Origin of the sequence: Paenibacillus sp. EKM211P (genome assembly GCF_011066175.1) — a bacterium.
Classification (GTDB): domain Bacteria; phylum Bacillota; class Bacilli; order Paenibacillales; family Paenibacillaceae; genus Paenibacillus; species Paenibacillus polymyxa.
Window position 1 is genome coordinate 157,514 of the sequence record NZ_JAAMNS010000010.1, and the last position, 18,211, is coordinate 175,724.

The 18,211-nt window shown below is 42.8% G+C and carries 3 protein-coding genes (1 of these 3 only partly in view); all 3 read right to left on the reverse strand.

Annotation, left to right across the window (positions count from 1 at the left end; genetic code table 11):
• Tightly spaced (each overlapping or abutting the next), the 3 genes in view from G9G57_RS15690 to G9G57_RS15700 form a layout consistent with a single transcriptional unit that may run on beyond the window.
• Positions 1–1,410, reverse strand: a complete 1,410-nt coding sequence (locus G9G57_RS15690; protein WP_164965184.1) for an SDR family NAD(P)-dependent oxidoreductase — start codon at positions 1,408–1,410, stop codon at positions 1–3.
• The gene (locus G9G57_RS15695) at positions 1,352–16,717 is read right to left on the reverse strand and encodes a non-ribosomal peptide synthetase (RefSeq protein ID WP_164965185.1); all 15,366 of its coding nucleotides are present in this window, start codon (positions 16,715–16,717) and stop codon (positions 1,352–1,354) included. The genes G9G57_RS15690 and G9G57_RS15695 overlap by 59 nt, the downstream gene beginning before the upstream one ends.
• Positions 16,704–18,211: the 3' end of an SDR family NAD(P)-dependent oxidoreductase gene (locus G9G57_RS15700; RefSeq protein WP_164965186.1), read on the reverse strand. 12,916 nt of this gene lie beyond the right edge of the window; only the last 1,508 of its 14,424 coding nucleotides appear in the window; its start codon lies beyond the right edge, outside the window; it ends in the stop codon at positions 16,704–16,706. The genes G9G57_RS15695 and G9G57_RS15700 overlap by 14 nt, the downstream gene beginning before the upstream one ends.

The following is an 18,211-nucleotide window of genomic DNA, read 5'->3' on the forward strand; positions in this document are numbered from 1 at the left end:
TTAATTATCATTAAAAAAAACAGCATTAATTTTTTCGGCATCCCCATGGAGTATCGTGAGATGATTCTCGTTCATGGCCAAACCGTTTTCCAAAATCTTTACACCCTGTTCGGAACTTATGGAATCCAGACCTAATGTTTCCTTCATCAAATGCCGGGTAGGTTCATCTACTTGAATCCCCCCGTTTTTCCACATAGGCCAATTAATAGAGAGCGTTTTCCCATGCCTCCTTCCTTCCTTTCGCATGTTCTCACGTTTATAGGAGAAATTGTCCATAAAACTGTTTGCGTAAGCATAATCACACTGGCCCCTATTACCGAACTCTCCCGATATGGACGAAAATAAGACGAACCAGTCCAGTGGCTCGTCCTTCGTTTCTTCATCCAAGTAAATTGTTCCTGACACCTTAGGAGCGATCACCTCCCGAATATCACTGAGTTTTTTTCGTAAAATTAGTGAGTCTCGAATTTCCCCCGCACAGTGCAGAATGCCATGTATCTGTCCAAAATGAATACGAGCCTGACGGATCAAGTGTTCGACATCTGTTCTGACAGAAATATCACTTTGAATATAAATCGCTTTCGCTCCTATTTTTTTAAGCTTATCCAGGTTCCTGTGAATCCCCTCATGTAACGGAGAGCGTCCACTCAAGATTAATTTCGCGTGATATACCTTAGCCAAGTACAAAGCAATCTGGAAGCCGATCCCTCCCATGCCGCCTGTAATTAGATAGATCCCATTGTGTTTGAACGTAACACTTTGCCAAACTGACAAGTCACAGGCAACCAGCTTTTTTACTTGGCGGGTCTTTCCACTATAACGTACTTCCTGTCCTCCCCAACCTTTATCAAATTCCTTCTGCAAAATGGATGGAAGTAGTTTCAAATGGCTTGAGTCCACTCCCACCGTTCGCCCACGTAATTGCGGATGTTCAAGATGCAGGCTTTTTTGAAAGCCTCCAACAGCCGCATCAGTCGGCTCCGAGTTGAAATACATATATACAATGTGGACCTGACGGTCTACCCCTAATTCGGAGATAACGCGACTGATTTTAAAGATTGAAAATAGTCCTCGATCCATCTGTGTCATTTTGCTTCCTTTTTTACTTTTGTGATCGAGAGACCATAGATGTGCGATATGGGTATAGCCTGAAACTGATTTTTTTAAGTCCTGAAACAGTTGCCAATAATCTTTTTCATTGACCGGATTAAGCTCGTATACGAACTCATTTATACGTCGGAAATGATCTCCTTGTTGGACGAGGATGACCTTCTGGCCAATCAGACGAGACAACTCACTACTCAACCCTTCATTTTGAGCAAACAGGACGATCGTTCCGGTTTCCCCGTAATTAGGACCACTTTCGCTTGTAATCTCCCAAGCTGGGCGATACATTAACGTTTGATTCACTTTTTTTTTTTTTTATCGGTCGCACTTTGTAGTCTCTGATCTTGACCAGAACACGACCTGCATCGTCAAGTAAGCATACGTCTAAACAAAGATTGTTTTCAGTTGCACGGTTTGAAAAAGTCGCATAGGCCATACAGTGACTCGGCAGCTCTCCATAAATTTCAATACTGCCCAGCCCAAAAGGTACAGCAGGACTGTCACTTTGTATATGTCGATTAGCCAAAAATCCTGCAGTCTGCAAGGCCCCTTCCAGCAAAACAGGGTGCAGCAGAAAGGAGTGAAAGCTTTCCTCCAGTCCTTCAGGCAAGTAAATACTTGAACAGGCCTCTACGGAATTGAACCATAGCTTGTGTACGGGCCGGAAGGTTGGACCGTATGTGAATCCTGCACTGTTATACAACTTGTACAATTCGCTTCCTTCCATAATTCCTTCGTAGCGATGAATGATCTCTTGTAGATTCAGTCGTTCCGTAGGACCATTCGGTAATTTTCCATACTGGATTTCACCTTGAGAGCAGAGTGATCCGTCTGCCTTACGCATCTGAAAATGGTGTCCGCTCTGACTTAGATGAATCGAAGTCCAGATGTCTATAGACGGTGTATCGAGATAGACTGGCTGTATCCATGTCACCTGTGATAGACCAATAACATTTCGATAAGGATCTGCAAGCTCCCCAGCCATACGGGCCATCTCCAGATAGATCACCCCCGGAACCAGCATATGATCCTTTATCACATGTTCCCTCATATAAAAATCATCCGCACTGAATGTTTTTTTATAACAAGGGCCTTGCAATGTCGATTCATTACTGTCAATGAGTTCCGTCAGGCTAGCTTTAGCGACCGGCACAAACCAACCCTGCTGTTCTTCAGCAGGTTCAACCCAATAGCGACCACGGGAAAAAGGATATGTGGGTAACGAAACCCTATTTGGTAAAGGCTTGGTATATAAATGTTCCCAATCCATAACTTTTTCTCCGTTAACCCATAAGCGTGCAATTTCATCAAGCTTAGCAAGCTTTAAATCTAACGGTGCATTCATATCAATAGTGGATCGCGAGCTATCAATGACATATGCAGGTGAAGTAGTAGAGCTTGAATACATATACTCTGCCGGAATTCCATTAAGGTATCGTCGGAGCTTTACACATAAATCTGCACGATCCTTTGCAACTATCACAAGCCTTTGCTTTAATGCCTCCCTGCCAGTCTGAAGGGTGTACGCAATTTGGCGCAAGGTAGGACAGACAAACTGTTTCCCCTCTCCTTTGGGAACAGATTGAAGATTGACAACGAGAGCAAGGCTCGCAATTAATTGCTTCAGGCTAGAGTCGACATACAAATGCAGCCTATCAGGGTTCATCTCAAAACGTTTAATACATTCACTCTTCAGTTGGTTTAATAAAATAGGGTCATCAAATCCACATTCTGACAAGCAAGTCTCCATCTCTAAATCTTCTTCTGAGAGACAAGCGATCCTTGCAACCATTTCAGTCACTTCCTTCTCAAGATCGGAAGATAGCGATGTCGGAGTAGAGTCAGAGCTTGAAGCATTAGTTTGTGAGCTTTCTATAAAGCTGTACAAAGAATCCGCATATCGACAAAGCTCCTGTTCATGATGCGCTGATAAAACGATGAGTTGCGGTTCCTCCTCTTCCATTGAATGGAATTTACTAGTATACTCTTCAATCACAATATGGGCATTTACCCCGCTAAAACCAAAGGAACTGATTCCTGCCCGAAATGGGAGTTCGCGTCCTTCCACATCTTTAATCCGCTCCCATTCCTTAGTTTGCTCCAGCAAATAAAAAGGGGTGTCCTCAAGTTGGATATATGGATTAACTTGGTCTAAATTAGCAATTCCCGGTAACGTTTTATGCTGCATAGCTGTAATAATTTTCAGTATACCCGCTACGCCTGAAGCTGTTTCCAAATGACCAATATTCGGCTTTAAGGCGCCAATTGCAATATGTTTGCCCGAATACTCTCGGTTCCATTGACTGTACAGCTTTTTGAAAGCCCGTTTCAATCCATTAATTTCAACGGGATCTCCCAAAGATGTTCCTGTTCCATGTGCTTCAATATAGCTCACTGTTCCTGGATCCATCCCTGCTTTTTCGTATGCTGATACAATCACCTCTGCCTGAGCATTAGGATTGGGGGCAGTGAGCGAGCTAGCCTTGCCTCCATGATTGACAGCAGTTCCGCGAATCAGACCGTAAATATGATCCCGATCGCGAATCGCTCTGCTCAGCGGCTTCAGTAACAACATTCCTGCGCCTTCCCCTCGAACAGTACCATTTGCATCCTTATCGAATGTTCTGCACTTGCCATCAGGGCTCAAAATACCTACACTGTCAAATGAAATATATAATGACGGGCTTGCAATGACGTTTACTCCACCCGCCAGAGCCAAATCACACTCCCCTTGATGAAGACACTCAACAGCTCGATGAATAGCAACCAAAGAGCTGGAGCAAGCCGTATCAATCGGTTCACTTGGACCATGAAGGTCGAGTAAAAATGAAATTCGACCCGTGAGCATGTTATGCGCCCCACCCGTTAGAGCCTGTGCTTGACTGTCCACATTTCCTTTGGCTATAACGTCCGCGTAGTCATGTCCTGCTACGCCAATGAATACTCCCGTGTTACTTCCGGCCAACTTTCTCGGGTTATACCCTGCATCTTCGATAGCTTTCCACACCAGTTCTAAAGAAAGACGGTGCTGCGGATCCATAAGTTTGGCTTCTCTCGGGGATATTCCGAAAAATTCAGGATCGAACTTGTCCACTTCCTTCATAAAAGCGCCCCAAATGACGCGAGTCTTATCCTTATCGTCAGGGGATTCATTATAGTAATTCCGCCAGTTCCAGCGGTCTGGAGGAATTTCCGTCACCATACATTCTGACTGAACAAGTTTATTCCAGAAATCATTAAGGTCATCAGATTGAGGCATATACCCGCTAAACCCAATAATAGCTATCGGTTCATTTTCCGGGATAGCCAACTCTTCTTGTAGATGTTGTGCGTCCTCAGCAAGCGCCTCAGGTGGCACGAGATGGGACTTTTGTCTTGAAGGAACTCTCTTAGTAAACTGGTCCCCGTACTCTTGAGCTATATGAAGAGCCAACTGTTCAACGTTAGGATACTCAAAAAACAGAGTTGGATATAATTGAACACCCAAACTCTGCTGGAGATTCTGGACGAGCCTGATTAAATCACTTGATTGAATACCCATGTCCATGAAATTACATGTCGGATCAAATTCCAACGGAGATATATGCATTGTGTGTCCAATTTTGTCTGTTAGGAATGATTTAACTTCGTTCAAGAGATCCTTGGCAACTGATTCCGATTCCTGCATAGTCTTAGCTTCACACCTTTCAAGTGCCGGTTTCCCATCCCCATCATTTCTTGAATTGAGTTTTTTGCACACAAAACCTTTCATTAAAACAAGCACTTTTCCAGCTGAATCTGTTAGTTCGATATCTCCTTCCCAAATCTCACTATTGGTTTTTACTTCTTGTACGCGACAATAGCACTCAGCAGGTAAATCCCCAAATATACACAGACGCTTTACCAACAACGGAATAAACCGATCCTGCTTCTGAGGGTGCTGTAGCGCCAAGCGACAAAGAACTGCAGCGTCTAATAATGCAGGATGAACTGCATATTGCCGTCCATGCTTCATCTCACCCGTGAGCTTAAGATATCCCCATACACTTCTATCCTTTTTAGAAACCAACACTTCTTGTATGGTATGAAGAGACGGGCCGTATACCCCTGGTTTAGAATTGTACAATTCTCGACCATTGATTGGATGTTGATTGATAAAGGAAGGACGCGATAGGCTATAGTTTTTAATGTCTCCAGTCTTCAGCAGCACTCCCTTTGCAGCTGTTTTTACCTGCTCCGAGGTACTATACCGAAATCGATGAGTCATATAAGCCTTTCCATCTTCCTCTTCCACGTTGGTTATTATTTCTACCCGCTCTTCCTTTTGCAGACCAACCGGTTCTTGAAAAAGGAAGCTGTCGACTTGCATTACCGCAGTCTGGTGTACGGAGCATTGAAACGCTTCATAGGCCAAGCTGCAATACGTTACACCCAATAACGTTCGCTTTCCCTCAGAAACATGATCCCTTAAATAAGGGTCGTCATAGTTGTAGGTTGCCGTATGCGTAGGTTGGACAATGTCAAGTGCTGTCTGCTCTTCTTGAATCCAGTATGATTTACGATCAAAACAATAAGTCGGCAAAGGAGTACGCTTAGGTACCTGTGTACTGCGGTACAACGTTTCCCAATGAACCGTAGCTCCGTTCACCCAATGACGGGCAATGGTTTCCAACCCATCGTTGTCCGTCATAATCTTCGGGTAACGTGATGAGGAAACACTTCCTCTAAATAAAGCATGAACTGTTCCCCTATTCAAAAAAATCATAAGTTTGTCAGTAAGCTCTTCTATGCTGCTCGTCACTAAGGCAAGCCGTTCTTTCATCTCTTTGCGCCCTGTTTGTAGTGTATATGCAATCGACTCCAAGATTAAGGTTTCTTTCATCTCTGAGTTCTGCCGTTGTGCAATAAAAGCAAGGAGCTTTTTGACATAACCTCTTAGGCTGTTCTCAGTAAGGGCAGACAATACTACTAGCACTGGTTTGGAGGATGACGTGACCAACGTATCTTTGATGTACTCTTCCACAATCAGATGAGCGTTAGATCCCCCGGCTCCAAATGAGCTGATACCCGCTCTTCTAGGTAGTGTTTTTAAATATCCATCCTCCGTCACAGTTAAACGCTTCCAGTCCGAAAGTTTGCGTTGTACATGAAACGGTGAATCTTCAAAAGCTATAAACGGATTTAATCTGTCAACATGAAGTGTAGGTACCATCTTGCCGTATCTCATTTGCAGTAGCACCTTCGTTAAAGCAGAAATACCTGATGCTGCCTCCAAATGACCGAGATTGGACTTGATCGAGCCTATAGAACAAAAGTTCTTCTTGTCTGTATATTTTGAAAAGGCAAGGCTTAAGGCGCGAATTTCTATAGGATCACCCAGAGTCGTGCCTGTCGCATGCGCATCTACATAATTAATCGTTTCCGGGTTTACCCTCGCACGCTGCAGCGATTGTTCTATTACGTCTAACTGAGCATTGAGACTAGGTGTTGTAAAGGTGCTTGATTGACCACTGTTATTAACAGCTGTCCCTTTAATGACTCCATAAATATAATCCTGATCCTGAATAGCTTTATCTAGTGGTTTTAATAGGACGGCTCCTACTCCTTCTCCTTCTACAAAGCCCTCTCCGTCCTCACCAAACGACCTATTCTGATTTGATTTGGACAAATTGTTCAAGTTAGCCAATCTTACAAGCTGTCTTGGATGTAAAATTAGATTGATTCCGCCGGCTATTGCCATGCTACAATCTCCGCGCCAAATACTTCCGCATGCATTATGAATCGCAGATAGCGACGAAGAACATGCTGTATCTATGGCCATACTGGGTCCTGTAAAGTTAAAGAAGTGGGAGGTACGGTTGGCGACTAGCCAATAGGCGGATTGGGCGTTCGTCGCTACGCCATTTTCCCATGCACGGGTAGAAATTTGTCCGTAAGCACCGTACATAACACCGACAAACACGCCCACCTTCTCTCCCCTTTCAGCCAGGGTTTGTCCTGGGTAACCCGCGTCTTCTAGGAGTGACCATGTAGTCTCAAGGAACAGTCGCTCCTGCGGGTCCATCTCTCGGGCATGATCTTCGGAAATCTGGAACAATTCTGCATCAAACATGTCGACATTCCGAATAAAGCCCCCCCACTTGCTGCTACCTTTGCCCTGTTCACGGTTATGAGGATCATAATAACGCCGCCAATCCCAGCGTTCAGCCGGAATCTCGGTAACACAATTACGTGAATTAACTAAATTATCCCAATACTCATCCAAATTATCGGCTAAAGGATAACGACCAGCTAAACCGATGATTGCTATATCTTTTTCTCTTGAAGTCTCCTCATCATCTAAAAGTAAAATATCTCTATCTATCTGTCCGATCCGTGTGTCTTGTGCTTGCAAGGAGTCTTCTTTTTCAGGTGTACGAATAGATAGCTGTAAAGCTGGTCGGGACGAGGGCTCAACCTCGTCTTTCACTTGGAAAAGATCAATCAACCTTTCCCGGTATTCTTGAGTAAAGTAAGTTCCCAACGCTTCTACAGTTGAGTATTCAAAAAACAGCGTAGCTGGAAGCTTGGGGAAATCCCGTTCAAGTTCTTTATTTAATTCAATAATAATTAAAGAATCCACGCCAATTTCGTTAAAAACTGTGTCTCTATCAATCTTTTTCAGATCAATTTTTAATTTTTCTGATAGCTTGTGTATCAAATATTCACAAATTGCCTCAAACAAATCTTCTTCCTTCAGCTCCCGCTTCAGGTCTGGTGTGCGATACATCTTTGGTGCAACCAGATTTTTTCTGTATTCAGGCGAGAAGAACTGGGGCGCTTCCTTCGTTCCGACAGATATTGTAGATACTTCAGCCATACTTTTCATAGAGCCATCCAAAATTACCGTACCATCCCCTTCTGCTAGAATAACGGATTGATCATTGACCCCATGTTCATTCCTCAGACCATAAATATCTACATGTCGAAATCCGTTAAGAAGCAATACTTCTTTCCAAGCATCAGCACTTAACAACGGAGAATTTTTAACTCTGTATTGATCTTCAAAATTCCACCATCCATCTGTTAAGCCAAACGTTAAAGTGGAAAAGTTTTGGAAATACGTTATCTCATTGATGACCAGCAGCCCGTTTGTTTTGAGCACTTCTTTTATATGTTGACAAGTTTGCTCTAGTGAGCGTGTAGCATGAAGAACGTTGGTTGCCAAAATCAAATCAAAACTGTCTGGCAAAAACTCTTGACTACAGGGAGACTGCTCGATATCAAGTACTTGAAACCGGATATTTTTATATTTACCACCATACACTGCTGAACCATGGGCTGTGAAACTGGCAGAAACATCTGTATATACATATTCAATCTTTTCGGAATAATCGTTTAATCCATCTAAAACTAGAGCACTAGTGGCCCCCGTTCCAGCTCCGATTTCCAAAATTCGTATTATATCAGTACCACTAGTTCTCAAACGCTTTTGCACATAACTACTCACTGCTTCAGCTACCAATCCATTGTAGTAATCCAATATAACATTTCCCTGATAAATGCCTTGGACAAGTTCTTTTGAACCATCAGGAAACATAACTGTGATGTAATCCTTCTGCCCCTTCAGAACTTCCGTATAATTAGTTACACATTGCCAAAGCAATTGACAGTAAGGAGCCAGGGAGGGGTAAGAAACATTAAAAGCTTCTTTCTTTTGCAACAGGACTGATATATCCAAGTGAACCTTTTCATCGGTTACCAAATCAGTAGTTACTAACTCTTCCCCGATACGGCTTATGAAGCCTCCACGTTCAAGGATATCCAGCATTGCGTCAAAAAGCCGTTCATACTTGGGGATAATACCAAAATCTTTTTTCAGTTTTAAATTAGACCAACATTCACCAGAAGTTTGAAAACAACCGCTCTTCCAGAAATATTCTAAAAGTAAATATAAAGAAAAAGTTTCTAGCTCCTTAAACCCTCTCTTCAGCTGATCAATTTGCTGCTGTCTGTCTTCGGACAGCTCCGAGTGGAGTCGGACATCCTGGACTATAGAAGGGACCTTGGGCAAATATACTTTTTTCCGAACTTCAGTAGCAAATCCAAGCTTTCGAGTCAACTCCGATGAGGCTTTGAATATGATTAGTTGTGTTACTGGATGTATAAGTGATTGCTCGATGAGTTGCATTCCTTCAGCAGTCTGAATAGGAAGCATCCCTGCCTCAGTCAACAGTCTGTGATATCGTTCTGTAGCAACGGCCCCTGTACTTCCCCAAAAGCTCCAGTTCATTACTTTCACAGGAAATGGAACTTTTTTCCCCATCCATGCTGCAAAAGCATCTTGAAATGAACAAGCCGCACTATAATGACACTGCCCAGTGTTCCCCAAAATCGCATTAGTTGAAGAAAAAAACATCATAAAATCAAGAGATTCTTCCCGGAACACGTCATAGAGGGTAACACTCCCTTTAAGCTTCGGGCTGAGTACTTTCTTGAATGTGTCCTCATTCATAAATCCAATTCTCATATCCTGAAGAACCATAGCTGTATGAAATACACCATGCACAGAGCCGTACATTAGCTTGGTCTGTTCAAGTGTTTGTCTGATACTGTTCGGATCGGTAATATCCGTCTGTATATATTGAGCCTCTCCACCCGCCTGACGAATGAGTTCGAGCTTCTTTTGCATTTCCTCATCTTGTGGGCTTCGCCCCATAAGGATTAAACGTGCCTGAGATGTACTTGCCAAATATAAAGCCAGTTCAAACCCAATGCCTCCTGCTCCTGCAATCCAGTACACTCCTTGGTGTCTAATTGCTGATCCCTCGGCAAACGGAAGATCCAACTTGATGAGTCTACGAATATAACGCTTTCCACCACGGACAGCCACTTCACCTGTTGTTCCTTGAAGCATTTCTTTTACAACAACATCAGCATAAACCTGCAGAGGTGCTGACTCCTTACTGTTTGTAGCAGGAAGGTCCACGAGGAGCATGGACACTGATGGATACTCCAACGAAGCACCCTTCAGAAATCCACTGATTCCTGCATGTAGCGGAGAAATTTCCTCACCGGGCACTACCTCAAATAGTCCGTTTGTTACTGTAATCATCCGAATTTCCTGTGCAGAGCTTAATGCTTTGCTAAGATAAAACAGAGCCATAAGACCGGTATTCTGTTCCTCATCCCAGTGAAGAAAATCAGCTTGCTTCAGCGGATTTGACATGTCTGTTAGGAAAAAAATGTATCTAACTTCCTGATCCTCTAACCAAGCTTTGTAAGAAGGAACATCATTATACCCGAGAACGACATCCTCCGGAGATGACATGGAGGTTTTTTCCCCCAGTTGAGCTTCAATAACCGTTAAGCCATGATACTGTAAAGCCTTTATGAACGCTAACTTGTGCAGGTTGGTTTCTTTATTACTCGATACAACTAATACCTTCCCATATTTATCTGATGCATATTCTTTGTTGTGCACATCCTCAACAGCTACCCATTGAGGAACAAAAAGATGGGCATCTCGTTTTTCCTTGACTTCACGGGATGAAAGGTTATGAAAGCTAACGCATATTTTTCCCTGTTGATCGAGCAATGCCAGATCATGAATATCTTTACCTCGATTGATCGCATATACATAATAATCACAAGCACGTAGTGGCTCCATGACATGAATATGTTCGGCAGAAAAGGGGAGCTTGGATACGCCCTTTTCTGTATTTTGGTTGAACAAACAGCCCATGGCTTGCAATACACTGTCCATCAACACAGGGTGAATATTGTATTCACTCAGTTCATTCTCAAATTCACTTTTCAGATGAATCTGACCAAGGGCCTCTTTTTCACTGTAGTAAATCATTTCCATCGCCTGAAAATATGGACCATAAGCAATACCACTACCCTCAGCAATCTGTTCGTAAAACCGTTTTTTCGTTAATTCATACGGACAGCGCCTTCTAATATCGTCGATTGAGACATAATCCGTCGGCATCTGATGATCAGCTGTTTCCAGAACAATAGACCCTTTGGAATGCAATATAATGCCTTCGGGCGTTATGCTTTCGATCTGAAAACAGTAGCCATCGTCTTCTTCCTGCATAGAAATCAGTACTTCAGCTACTGTACTCTCATGTATAATCAGGGGCTGTAGCCAATAGATGTTTTTCAAATGCCATGCCGTTGCTTTTCCTATTCGTTCTGCTACCTGTATGACCATTTCCAAATAGCCCGTTCCAGGAAATACACACTCTCCGTTCACGATGTGAGCGCCTACAATTGCATCTGAAACGCTCCATAATTTACGGAACACTAGCCCTTTTTTAATGCTCTTAGACAGAAGGACCTCGTCCAGCATGGAATTTAGTGCAAGATTGCCACGATTCGTTCCGTATTGCGGTTTACTATTTCGTACCGTTATCCAGTGTGATTCCTTACGGAAAGGATAGGTTGGTAGGGGCACTCTATTGGGTACACCATTGGAATAAAGTAAATTCCAGTTCAGTTTATAACCGTTTACCCACAGTTTAGCTAGCTTAAGACCTTGACGTCGTTCAACCAGTTCTGTGACAATCTCGTCCAATTCCCCGTCATCAAATATGGATTCCATCCCCGTTGTGCCCACGGTTGTATATACATTAGAAGGAAGTTCACTTTGTTTTATATAGCGGTCCAGCACTACCTTTAGTTCTGTCACATCTGAGACGAGCATGGCAAGCCGTTCCCGCATTGGTTCACGACCGATTTGTAACGTATAAGCTATAGACTCCAATTTGACAGGAGAACCGTGGGCTTCTAACTCATATAAATAGCTAAGTAATTGCTTCGCCCGATCTTCCAGTTCCTTTTTTTGTTTCGCGGAAAGAACAATCAGAACTTGATGATCTCCCAGGTCTGATGTACATTCCTCCTGAGGTTCACCAGAGTACTCTTCCAGGAGAACATGTGCATTTGTTCCACCAAAACCAAAAGAACTAACCCCGCCCCGTAGCGGCAATTGATTACCTGATTTATTCTTTAGCCGCGTCCAGGCCTGGGTTTCTCCGATCAAATATAGCGGACTCCCATCCAGGGAGATATAAGGGTTAAGCTCCTTTCTATGCAAATTCCCCGGAATTTGCTTGTAGTATAACGACAACACTACCTTAATTAAGCCAGCTAATCCAGCCATTGCCTCCAAATGGCCGATATTCGTCTTAACTGAACCAACGCCACAGTGAGGAAGCCTGGCTGGAGGATGACCCCACTCTTCATAAAGGGCACTAAGTGCTTGTAACATACCATCTAGTTCAATAGGATCGCCGAGCGCAGTTCCGGTTCCATGTGCTTCTAAATATCCTAAAGAAGTAGGGTCAAAGCCCGCATCATGAAAAGCACGTCTTATCAAATCACATTGGGCAGTGCTGCTAGGAGCCGTTAGAGAATTGGTCTTCCCTCCGTGATTGACCGCCGAACCTTTGATGACTGCATAAATATGATCACCATCCTCCACTGCCTTGGAAAGATGCTTCAAATAAATGACGGCGCATCCTTCCCCACGAACATAGCCGTTTGCCGATGAATCAAAAGCTTTACATCGCCCGTCTTTACTAAGCATATTGATTTTACTCAGTGCAACATGAGCAAACGGACTCAGAATCAAATTAACTCCACCAGCAAAAGCTGTATCACAAGCACCGCTACGAATAGCTTCCACTGCACGATTCACACTAACTAATGAACTAGAGCAAGCGGTATTCAAAAGCTCACTCGGACCTTTTAAATCATAAAAATATGATATTCGGTTTGATATGACATTGGCAGCAATCCCGGATAAGGTGTGCGAATCAATATCATGTTCACGCATCAGAATTTCAGCATAGTCAGAGCTGGTAGCGCCGATAAATACCCCTGTGTTTGAACCGGCAAGATCAGAAGCTTTATATCCTGCATTTTCAATCGTCTCCCATACCGTTTCGAGCATCATTCGCTGCTGTGGGTCCATCAATTCTGCCTCCCGGGGGGAGATACCGAAAAAAGAGGCATCAAATTTATCGATATCTGAGATAAATCCCCCCCATTTTGAAACAGATTTATTCGGGTCCTCATTGCTTTTATCATAAAAGTGAGTCCAGTCCCATCGATCTGCAGGAATCTCCGTAATTAAATCTTTTTCCTTTATAATATTATTCCAAAAAACACCTAAATCAGGTGATCCTGGAAGTTTTCCGCTTATTCCTATAATTGCGATGTCCTTTTCACCGGACGGAGAGGCTATATATTTTATTTCCGAGCTCTTCGCAGAACAACTCTCGTTTAACGACTCCTTTTCCCCCTGCCGTGTGGTCAAGGAAAGTTCGTCACAGTGAATGTACGCCAGTTTATCAAAATAAGTCACACTCAGATAGTGGGCAAAACGATGAATCGTAGAATACGTATAAAATAACGTAGGCATAGTTTTCACATCGTAATGCTTATTGATCGCAACAGAAAGACTCGTAAACGAAATAGAATCAAATCCCATTGAACCGAAATTAGCATGTACATCCAGACTTTCAGGTGGCAGTTTCTTCATATCAGAAATAAAGCACACCATTTGACGTTCGACTAAACCTTGTAATGCCTCAGACGGATTTCTGGAGATAACAGTTTGTTGCATCTCGCACCTTTTCGCCTTTACTGCCAAGGGTTTGATGCCAAAGATTTGTTGGAGCGTTATCATATCCATGGAGATAAGTAGTGTCCGATTTACTTTCTGATTAGGTGTCATCGGATAGCCTGTAACATAGACAAACAGAGCAGGAAGCATGTAACTCGGTAATAAACAAGTGATTTCCTCCCGTAAAACTGATATATCAGGTGGATGCTCCTGGTTGTCAGGGATTAAGAAGGCAGTTAATTGTTTATCGTCTCCTTCCTCTCTGACTACTACAATAGCTTGGGATATCCCCTCCACTTGCTGTATGGCGTCCTCAACTTCACCTATTTCAATACGAAAACCCCGAATTTTCACTTGATGATCCAAACGCCCTAGGCACTCTACTGTACCGTCTTGTAAATAGCGGGCCTGATCCCCTGTTTTATATATTTTTGAACTAAAATCATTTAGAAAGGGGTTAGTCAAGAAGCTCTGCTTCGTCTCCTCATCCCGATTCAAATAACCCGTAGCAACTCCATCACCACCTATATACAACTCCCCAACCATACCTATGGGTACAGGTTTTAAAGCAGCATCCAAAACATAGAACTGGGTATTTGCGATAGGGCGACCAATTGTGATTTTCCTGCCCGTCTCCATCTTGTCAATGGAGGACCATATAGTTGTTTCAGTTGGTCCGTACATATTCCATAGCTCAGAGCTTAACTGAAGCAAACGATTGGACAGGTCGTACCTCAACGGTTCGCCACCGCACAATATTTTTAAATTCAGCGGTGTATTCCAGCCTGCTGCAAGTAACATTTTCCATGTAGCCGGTGTTGCCTGCATTATGGTTATATCGCCTTTCGAAAGAGTTTCAAGTAATCGAATACCATCTCTTTGTATCTCTTCTGTTGCGATTTCCAGTTTTCCCCCTACAATTAAAGGTAAATATAACTCCAGCCCTGCGATATCAAAACATATGGTCGTCACTGCTAGCAGCATATCTTCAGAGGTACATCCCGGTCGTTGAGCCATTGAACACAGAAAATTGCTTAAGCCTCGGTGATTGATGATGATCCCTTTGGGTTTGCCCGTTGATCCTGATGTAAATATGAGATATACCGGATCTTCCGGTGCAATTGAAACTACAGACTCAATCGGTTCCAATTCTTCTTGAGTGAACGGATGGGTCCTGATGCTGTCCACGTATAACATCGTTCCATCGAATTTTGGTAACTTTCGATATATAGAGGAATGCGTTAGTACAAAATAAAGTGAACTCTCCTTAAACATATCTGAGAGTCGAGCTTGAGGGTACGCAGGATCAAGTGGGATATATACACCACCAGACATTTGTACACCGATCAAAGCAGGCAAAAGATCCAGAGTACGTTCTAAATAGATTCCAACAAAGCTTCCTTTTACGACTCCCTTCATACGCAAGAATAAGGCAATTTGCTTAGCTCGTTGAAATACATCAACATAAGTAAGGCTTTCTCCTTGACATACTACTGCAACAGAATCAGGTGATTTCTTTACCTGATTTATAAATAAGTCAAGGAAAGTTTGATGTTGAGAAAAGTCAATACGCGTATCATTCCACTCATAAAGAATCGTTTGAGATTCTTCCTTAGACAATAAAGAAATATCAGATAAAGGAGTATGAATCTGATTCCCGATTGCTTCTAGCGCCCGGACATAGCAAGAGGCTATGGATTCTATCGTTTTAGCTGAATATAATTCAGGATTATATTTCAAATGGAACAGGCATCCATCCTTATGCTCTATTACTTCCAGTGTCAAATCAAACTCTCCAAGTTGGTGGATACTATGAATTGGCTCTAAAAACATATCGTCTGGCTCATTCTTTATCCAGTTTTGGAAGTAAAAAGCCGCTTGAAACAAAATGGGCTTGCCCGTTGAGTGAAGTTGCTGAAAATCACGTACCAATCTGTAATATGGATATTGACTATGTTCAATTGATAAGAGCACTGTCTGTTGTACTTTCTCTATCAACGAGAGAAACGTGTCATGACCATCAACTTCACTACGAATTACAATCATATTCATGAAATGTCCTATCACATTTTCAAAACGAATATCCGGCCTGCCCGCAACCGGAGTTCCAATAGAGATATCATGCTGATTACTGAAGCGTGAAAGCACCCATTGGTAGGCTGCCATCATGGTGGAGAATAACGTTACTGGTTTTGAGGTAGCTATGGATTTAAGACCGGCGAGCAGTTCTCCGTCAATCGAAAAGGAAAAAGCTGTCCCTTCATAAGAAGGGACAGAAGATGAAATTTGTATCACAGGGAGCTCTAAAGACGGTGCTTCCTTGGATAACTTATCTAGCCAAAAATTTCGGTCCTGTTTAGACTTCTCGCTTTTCAGATAATTCTGTTCGTACTGAATATATTCAGAATAGTCTGCACGTCGTGCTTGTAACAGAGGAATGTCACCTATTCGAATTGCATCATAACATGTCTTCAAATCATTCATAAAAATTTGGGATGATATCCCGTCCAACACAATGTGATGGAAGGTACACAATAAGATGCTATTACCTCCCTCAACATCATAAAGACTTACCCGAAAAAGAGGCCCATCTTCAAAATTAAATGGCTTCTTGATTTCAACCCATAATTGCTGTGTGAGGTCCTCTTTTGTCTTCGCAATGATTGGAACTCGTTTAATTACAGGGGTAGCGAAGGCTTCTGTCTGCTGTAAAGGAAAAAATTCTTCATCCCGAGGCACCATTACCGTACGGAGGACCTTATGAAATGAAACCATATATTCTAAGGATAGCTGTAATATTTGTAAATTTATTTTAGGAGATACGAACAATGCCCCTGGCGTATGATACGCATAACTTTCAGGAGACATTTGGCATTCCAGCCACAGCCCTTTTTGTCCCTCGGTTAACTCCGTTTTAACTGGTTGAGCTCGGTTCGTCTGGAGTAACAACTCCAGAGCTTCATCACGCTTAAGTTGACCTTTAGAGAATTTCTGATAGATGTCATGCTCTATCATCCATCTCACCTCTTTCAACAAATGATGTAACCACTTCTTTTAATTTCAATGTCGTATCCAATGAGAGTTTCCCTTCTTCGATACATGACAAGAGCATATTACTTAAATAATAATCAAAGGAAGTCCTAGTATGGGGTGCTGCCCCCTTTTCCAGTAAAACTCTCTCCAGCTTTTCAATGGTAAAACAATCAAAAAACTCAGCTAAAGTGACTGATACACCATAGGTATTCTCAATAGCTTTTATCATTCGCAAAGCTACCAAGGAGTCCATTCCATACTTGTCAAACTTTTGGTCGACCTGAATTTTTTCCACTTTTAAGGCCAACAAAGAAGAAAGCAGCTCGAGCAAATAAGCCCGTATGCCTTGAACAGTATGCCTAGAGCTATTCGTCTGTATGGGCAATGATTCGTCCATCGATGAATCGGTTTCAACCCAATACCTTTCACGCTCAAAGGGGTACAAAGGCAGATCCAGCAGTGAACAAGCCAACGGCGAATAAAGTTGTTCCATGTCCACCTCACCACCATGCACCCAATGTTCTGCCACCATGCGTAAATCATCTTCTGTTGCTTGAATGGGTTGCACGGTATGATACGAAACTCCCGTTTTATATCTACTCTGGAAAATGTCTGGACCAGCAAAGTCTCCATTTCGCGCTCGTTCCAGAGCTTCCAATGCTGCTGACTGATTTTGTACTACAAGGGCAAGGCGTTCTTCCATAGGCTCCCTACGAGACAGGGAATAAGCTACATCCTTCAGGCAAAGAGAAATCATATTTTTACTATAAAAATTATAGAAATTATCAATAAGAACTGCTAGACGCTCCTCGCTTAGGGCTGAAAAAAACAACAAAAAGGGCCCATCACTACTATCCGTTACAGGTGCTTTTACTTTAGGCAGATACTCTTCTACAATAAGTGCCGTGTTTGTTCCTCCTGCGCCAAATCCGTTTATCAGTACGCGTAACGGAACTTCAAAATTGATTCCACTATCATCATTTCTTTTCGGACGGTACCAGTCCGACACCTGCCTTTGAATGTGAAGAACAGTATCTTTCAAATCAATTCGAGGATTAAGGCTATCTTCGTGCAAGGTCGGAACCAGTTTTCTATGGACAAACTGCAATATAACCTTGGTCAACTGGGACATACCAGATGCTGCTTCCAGATGGCCTATATTAGATTTGACAGATCCGATTGCACACGCGGTTTCCTCACTACGGCAGAATTGAAATACCCTCTTTATTGCATCGATTTCGACTGCATCTCCCAATGAGGACCCATTAGAAGCTGTCTCAATATACGATATGGTATCGGGGGTAACATCTGCATCTTCCATTGCCCGCTGTATTAATTCCACCTGCGCTTCACTAGAAGGAACCTTGTATGCACTGCTTCTCCCGTTGTGGTTGGTAGCGCTACCCTTAATTTTGCATAGGATTCTATCATGATCCGCTTCAGCTTTTGCCAACATTTTAAGTACCACAGCACCAG

Bases quoted from the DNA above. Each gene is read 5' to 3' on its own strand.
- G9G57_RS15695 (WP_164965185.1), bottom strand. From the start codon at position 16,717: ATGATAGAGCATGACATCTATCAGAAATTCTCTAAAGGTCAACTTAAG.